The organism is Streptomyces africanus, from assembly GCF_002150735.1.
In the GTDB taxonomy this organism is placed as follows: domain Bacteria; phylum Actinomycetota; class Actinomycetes; order Streptomycetales; family Streptomycetaceae; genus Streptomyces; species Streptomyces africanus.
On sequence record NZ_MUKA01000091.1, the window covers coordinates 1 to 6,421 of the forward strand.

6 protein-coding genes are annotated in these 6,421 nt (G+C 68.9%); 5 read left to right on the forward strand and 1 reads right to left on the reverse strand.

What is annotated here, in order from left to right; all coding sequences use genetic code 11:
* Positions 1 to 42 precede the first annotated feature (42 nt).
* The 5 genes from CCL05_RS13955 to CCL05_RS13975 all read left to right on the forward strand — a co-directional run bounded on the left by CCL05_RS13955 (position 43) and on the right by CCL05_RS13975 (position 6,024).
* A complete protein-coding gene (locus CCL05_RS13955) occupies positions 43 to 897 on the forward strand; it encodes a siderophore-interacting protein (protein ID WP_086560819.1) in 855 nt (284 codons plus the stop codon).
* 112 nt (positions 898 to 1,009) lie between these two features.
* On the forward strand, positions 1,010 to 2,452 hold the full coding sequence (gene desA, locus CCL05_RS13960; RefSeq protein ID WP_086560820.1) for a lysine decarboxylase DesA: 1,443 nt from the start codon (positions 1,010 to 1,012) through the stop codon (positions 2,450 to 2,452).
* The gene (locus CCL05_RS13965; RefSeq protein WP_086560821.1) at positions 2,436 to 3,713 is read left to right on the forward strand and encodes a lysine N(6)-hydroxylase/L-ornithine N(5)-oxygenase family protein; all 1,278 of its coding nucleotides are present in this window, start codon (positions 2,436 to 2,438) and stop codon (positions 3,711 to 3,713) included. Before desA ends, CCL05_RS13965 begins: the two co-directional genes overlap by 17 nt.
* On the forward strand, positions 3,710 to 4,258 hold the full coding sequence (locus CCL05_RS13970; RefSeq protein ID WP_086560822.1) for a GNAT family N-acetyltransferase: 549 nt from the start codon (positions 3,710 to 3,712) through the stop codon (positions 4,256 to 4,258). The genes CCL05_RS13965 and CCL05_RS13970 overlap by 4 nt, the downstream gene beginning before the upstream one ends.
* Positions 4,255 to 6,024 carry an IucA/IucC family protein gene (locus CCL05_RS13975; RefSeq protein WP_086560823.1) on the forward strand — a complete coding sequence of 590 codons (1,770 nt, stop codon included), beginning with the start codon at positions 4,255 to 4,257 and terminating at the stop codon, positions 6,022 to 6,024. The genes CCL05_RS13970 and CCL05_RS13975 overlap by 4 nt, the downstream gene beginning before the upstream one ends.
* Positions 6,025 to 6,171: 147 nt before the next feature.
* On the opposite strand, the gene CCL05_RS13980 is transcribed toward CCL05_RS13975, so the two are convergent.
* On the reverse strand, positions 6,172 to 6,421 hold a 250-nt coding region (locus tag CCL05_RS13980), incomplete at its 5' end, for a family 20 glycosylhydrolase (protein WP_158102449.1).

The following is a 6,421-nucleotide window of genomic DNA, read 5'->3' on the forward strand; positions in this document are numbered from 1 at the left end:
AGGCAAATGCCCCCACCCCCTGACGACAACTCAGGAGCCCCCATGACCACCGCCGTAGCCGCCCCCTTCCGTTTCTTCTCGCTTCAGGTCGTGCGGACGAGGCGGCTCGGTCCGTCCCTGGTCCGTGTCACCTTCGGCGGGCCCGATCTGCACGCCTTTCATTCGGACGGGCGTGACCAGTCGCTGTCGCTGTTCCTGCCCCACCCGGGGCAGCCCGAGCCGGTCGTCCCGCTGGAGCTCGGGGACGGGTGGTGGCAGGGCTGGCGTGAACTGCCGGACGACGTACGGGCCGTGATGCGGTCGTACACCCTGCGAGAGCTGCGCCGCGACCCGGACGAGATCGACATCGACTTCGCCCTGCACGGCATCGAGCCGGGTGCCTCGGTCCAGGCCGGGCCCGCCTCCCGCTGGGCCGCCGGGGCCGCCGCCGGAGACCGGGTGCTGCTGCTCGGCCCGGCCGTCGCCGACAACCGGGCGATCCGCTTCCGGCCGCCGCAGGACACCGACCTCGTGGTCGTCTGGGGCGACGAGACCGCCGTCCCCGCCGCCTCGGCCATCGTCGAGTCGCTGCCGGCCGGCACCCGCGCCCGGGTCTGGCTGGAGGTGCCGCACGCCGGGGACATCCAGGACCTGGCGACCGAGGCCGACGCCGAGATCACCTGGCTCGTGCGGGAGGAGCAGGGTCACGAGGGCTCCGCCCTGGTCCTCGACGCCCTTCGCGAGGCCCAACTGCCCCCGGCCGAGCGGCCGTACGTCTGGATCGCCGGTGAGTCCGGCTGCGTGAAGGAGCTGCGCCGGCACTTCGTGCGCGAGCGCGGGATCGACCGCCGCCGGGTCACGTTCGTCGGCTACTGGCGTCGCGGGGTGAGCGAGGAGCAGTTGCGGGCCGAGGGGTAGCCCACCGGCCCGCCCTCAACCCTCACAGTTAATTAGGTTAGGCTTACCTAAGTAACTCGCGAGGCAGCCCGCCCTGTCCCGCACCGGACTGTCCCCACCGGAGGACCCCCACATGCGCTCGCACCTGCTCAACGACACCACCGCGGAGCAGTACCGCCGCTCCGTGACCGACGGAGTCGAGCGGGTGGCCGCCAGAATCGCCACCACAGAACGGCCGTTCACCGGCGTCACCGTCGACGCCCTCGCTCCCGCCATCGACGCGATCGACCTCGACAAGCCGCTGTACGACACCGCCGCGGTGCTCGACGAACTGGAGGACGTCTACCTCCGGGACGCGGTCTACTTCCACCACCCCCGCTACCTGGCCCACCTCAACTGCCCGGTCGTCATCCCGGCCGTGCTCGGCGAGGCCGTGCTGTCCGCCGTGAACTCCTCCCTGGACACCTGGGACCAGTCGGCCGGCGGCACCCTCATCGAGCGCAAACTGATCGACTGGACGACCGAGCGCATCGGCCTCGGCCCCGCCGCCGACGGCGTGTTCACCTCCGGCGGCACCCAGTCCAACCTCCAGGCGCTGCTGCTGGCCCGCGAGGAGAGCAAGACGGACTCCCTCGCCAAACTCCGCATCTTCGCCTCCGAGGTCAGCCACTTCAGCGTGAAGAAGTCCGCGAAACTGCTGGGGCTCGGCCAGGACTCCGTGGTCTCCATACCCGTCGACCACGACAAGCGCATGCAGACCGTCGCCCTCGCCCGCGAGCTGGAGCGCTGCAAGCAGGACGGCCTCGTGCCCATGGCCGTCGTCGCCACCGCCGGCACCACCGACTTCGGCTCGATCGACCCGCTGCCCGAGATCGCCGAGCTGTGCGAGCAGTTCGCCACCTGGATGCACGTCGACGCCGCCTACGGCTGCGGCCTGCTCGCCTCCCTGAAGCACCGGGACCGGCTGAACGGCATCGAGCGCGCCGACTCCGTCACCGTGGACTACCACAAGTCCTTCTTCCAGCCGGTGAGTTCGTCCGCCGTGCTGGTGCGCGACGCCGCCACGCTCCAGCACGCCACCTACCACGCCGAGTACCTGAACCCGCGCCGCATGGTGCAGGAACGTATCCCCAACCAGGTGGACAAGTCCCTGCAGACCACCCGCCGCTTCGACGCCCTCAAGCTGTGGATGACGCTGCGGACTATGGGCGCCGACGGCATCGGGCAGCTCTTCGACGAGGTGTGCGAGCTGGCCCGGGAAGGCTGGAAGCTGCTCGCCGCCGACCCGCGCTTCGACGTCGTCGTGGAGCCGAGCCTGTCCACCCTGGTCTTCCGCTACATCCCGGCGTCCGTCACGGACCCCGCCGAGATCGACCGCGCCAACCTCTACGCCCGCAAGGCCCTGTTCGCCTCCGGTGACGCCATCGTCGCGGGCACCAAGGTCGGCGCCCGTCACTACCTGAAGTTCACCCTGCTCAACCCCGAGACGCAGGCGTCCGACATCGCCGCCGTCCTCGATCTGATCGCCGGCCACGCCGAGCAGTACCTGGGAGAGTCCCTTGACCGCGCGTCCTGAAAACCCGAACAGAATCCATGACTTCGTGGGCATCGGGCTCGGCCCCTTCAACCTCGGCCTGGCCTGTCTCACCGAACCGATCGACGAACTCGACGGGGTCTTCCTGGAGTCGAAGCCCGACTTCGAGTGGCACGCGGGGATGTTCCTCGACGGCGCCCACCTCCAGACCCCGTTCATGTCGGACCTGGTCACCCTCGCCGACCCGACGTCCCCGTACTCCTTCCTGAACTACCTGAAGGAGAAGGGCCGGCTGTACTCGTTCTACATCCGCGAGAACTTCTACCCGCTGCGCGTCGAGTACGACGACTACTGCCGCTGGGCCGCGAGCCGGCTGAGCAGCATCCGCTTCAACACGACGGTGACCGAGGTCCGGTACGAGGACGACCTCTACGTCGTGCACACGCAAGCCGGAGACGTCTTCCGCGCCCGTCACCTCGTCCTCGGCACGGGCACCCCGCCCCACATCCCCGAGGCCTGCCGGAACCTGGGCGGCGACTTCATCCACAACTCCCGCTATCTGAGCCACAAGGCGGAGCTGCAGAAGAAGGACTCGATCACGCTCGTCGGCTCGGGCCAGTCGGCCGCCGAGATCTACTACGACCTGCTCAGCGAGATCGACGTCCACGGCTACCGGCTGAACTGGGTCACCCGCTCCCCGCGCTTCTTCCCGCTGGAGTACACCAAGCTCACGCTGGAGATGACGTCGCCGGAGTACGCCGACTACTTCCGCGAGCTGCCCGAGGACACCCGCTACCGCCTCACGGCCGAGCAGAAGGGCCTGTTCAAGGGCATCGACGGCGACCTGATCAACGAGATCTTCGACCTGCTCTACCAGAAGAACCTCGGTGGTCCCGTGCCCACGCGGCTGCTCACCAACTCCTCGCTGACCAGCGCGGCGTACGAGAACGGCACGTACACGCTCGGCTTCCGCCAGGAGGAGCAGGGCAAGGACTTCGAGCTGACCTCCGAAGGCCTGGTCCTGGCCACGGGCTACCGGTACGCCGAGCCGGAGTTCCTGGGGCCCGTCCGCGACCGCCTGGTCCACGACTCCCGGGGCAACTTCGACGTCGCCCGCAACTACGCCATCGACGTCACCGGCCGGGGCATCTTCCTGCAGAACGCCGGCGTCCACACCCACAGCATCACCAGCCCCGACCTGGGGATGGGCCCGTACCGGAACGCGTACATCATCCGCGAGCTGCTCGGCACCGAGTACTACCCGGTCGAGAAGACGATCGCGTTCCAGGAGTTCTCCGTATGAGCACCACCGGCATCGGCACCTTCACCCTCCGCCCGCTCGACCCCCTGAGGGACGCCGAGCTGCTGCACTCCTGGGTCACCCACCCGAAGGCGGCCTACTGGATGATGCAGGACGCGGAACTCCAGGACGTCGAGCGCGAGTACATGCGCATCGCGGCGCACGAGCACCACCACGCCTACCTCGGCCTGCACGAGGGCCGGCCGGCGTTCCTGATGGAGAAGTACGACCCCCGGTACGTCGAACTGACCGGGCTGTACGACCCGGAGCCCGGCGACGTCGGCATGCACTTCCTGGTCGCGCCGACCGACCGGCCGATCCACGGCTTCACCCGGGCGGTCATCACCGCCGTGATGGACGAGCTGTTCGCCGACCCCCGCACCCGGCGGGTCGTGGTGGAGCCCGACGTGAGCAACAAGGCCGTGCACGCGCTGAACGAGGCCGTGGGCTTCGTGGCCGAGCGCGAGATCGACAAGCCGGAGAAGCGCGCGCTGCTGAGTTTCTGCACGCGCGATCAGTTCGTGGCCGCCCGAGGAGTTGCCGTATGACCCTGTCCGACGCCGTAGCGCATCTGTCCCCCCACCGCTGGGCGCGGGCCAACCGCCTCCTGATCCGCAAGGCACTCGCCGAGTTCGCGCACGAGCGCCTGATCACCCCCGAGCAGGACGGGGACGGCTACGTCGTCCGCAGCGACGACGGCCAGACCCGGTACACCTTCACGGCCACGCTCCGCGCCCTCGACCACTGGCAGGTCGACGCCGAGTCGATCACCCGGCACCGGGACGGCGCCGAACTCCCGCTCGCCGCCCTGGACTTCTTCATCGAGATGCAGAAGTCCCTGGGCCTGAGCGACGACATCCTGCCCGTCTACCTGGAGGAGATCTCCTCCACCCTCTCGGGCACCTGCTACAAGCTCACCAAGCCGCAGACCACGGCCGCCGAGCTCGCGCGCAGCGACTTCCAGACCATCGAGACCGGCATGACCGAGGGCCACCCCTGCTTCGTGGCCAACAACGGCCGGCTCGGTTTCGGCATCCACGAGTATCTGTCGTACGCGCCGGAGACGGCGAGCCCGGTCCGGCTCGTCTGGCTCGCGGCACACCGCTCGCGGGCCGCGTTCACGGCCGGCGTCGGCATCGAGTACGAGTCGTTCCTGCGCGAGGAGCTGGGCGCGGAGACCGTCGACCGCTTCCACGGCGTGCTGCGCGAGAGGGACCTGGACCCGGCCGACTACCTGCTCATCCCGGTCCACCCCTGGCAGTGGTGGAACAAGCTCACCGTCACCTTCGCGGCCGAGGTGGCCCGGGGGCACCTCGTGTGCCTCGGCGAGGGCGACGACGAGTACCTGGCCCAGCAGTCCATCCGGACCTTCTTCAACAAGTCCAGCCCCGAGAAGCACTACGTGAAGACGGCCCTGTCCGTCATCAACATGGGCTTCATGCGCGGGCTGTCGGCCGCCTACATGGAGGCCACACCCGCGATCAACGACTGGCTGGCCCAGCTCATCGACAACGACCCGGTCCTGAGGTCGACCGGCCTGTCGATCATCCGGGAGCGCGCCGCCGTCGGCTACCGGCACCTGGAGTACGAGCAGGCGACGGACCGGTACTCGCCGTACCGCAAGATGCTCGCCGCGCTGTGGCGGGAGAGCCCGGTGCCGTCCCTGAAGGAGGGCGAGTCCCTGGCCACGATGGCGTCCCTGGTCCACGTCGACCACGAGGGTGCGTCGGTCGCGGGCGCGCTGATCGAGCAGTCGGGCCTCGCCCCGACCGAGTGGCTGCGCCGCTACCTCCAGGCCTACTTCACGCCCCTCCTGCACAGCTTCTACGCCTACGACCTGGTCTTCATGCCGCACGGCGAGAACGTCATCCTCGTCCTGAAGGAGGGGGTCGTGCAGCGCGCGATCTACAAGGACATCGCCGAGGAGATCGCCGTCATGGACCCGGACGCGGTACTGCCGCCTGCGGTGGAGCGGCTGCGCGTGGAGGTCCCGGAGGACAAGAAACTCCTGTCGGTCTTCACGGACGTCTTCGACTGCTTCTTCCGCTTCCTCGCGGCGAACCTCGCCTCCGAGGGCATCCTGGAGGAGGACGACTTCTGGCGCACGGTCGCGGAGGTCACCCGCGCCTACCAGGACTCGATGCCCGGACTCGCCGACAAGTTCGAGCAGTACGACATGTTCGCCCCCGAGTTCGCCCTGTCCTGCCTCAACCGCCTCCAACTCCGCAACAACGAACAGATGGTCGACCTCACGGACCCGTCCGGCGCCCTCCAGTTGGCGGGCACCCTGAAGAACCCGATCGCAGAGTTCTGACCCACAAACAGACGGACACCCCGGAGTACGGTCCTCCGGGGTGCCCGTCATATCCAGGGGCGCGGGAATTTTAGGGGCGCGGGGAACTGCGCATCTTTTAGGGGCGCGGGGAACTGCGCGACCAGCCCCCACGCACCCGCAGCCGAATCACCGCCCGTCAGACCCCCACGGCACCTGCGGCGACCGATACCACTCAATCCCCAGGACGTTCCACCGCTCAGCCTGCGCAGCCAACCGCACCTTGTATCGCGACCAGTCCCGCGAACCAGCCGCCGACCACCCCAACTCGGCAACCCCCGGCAACCGCGGAAACGCCATGTACTCCACCTGCCCGGACCCCTCGATCGTCTCCGTCCACAACGGCGCCTCCACCCCCCCGCACAGCCCCCTCCGGCAC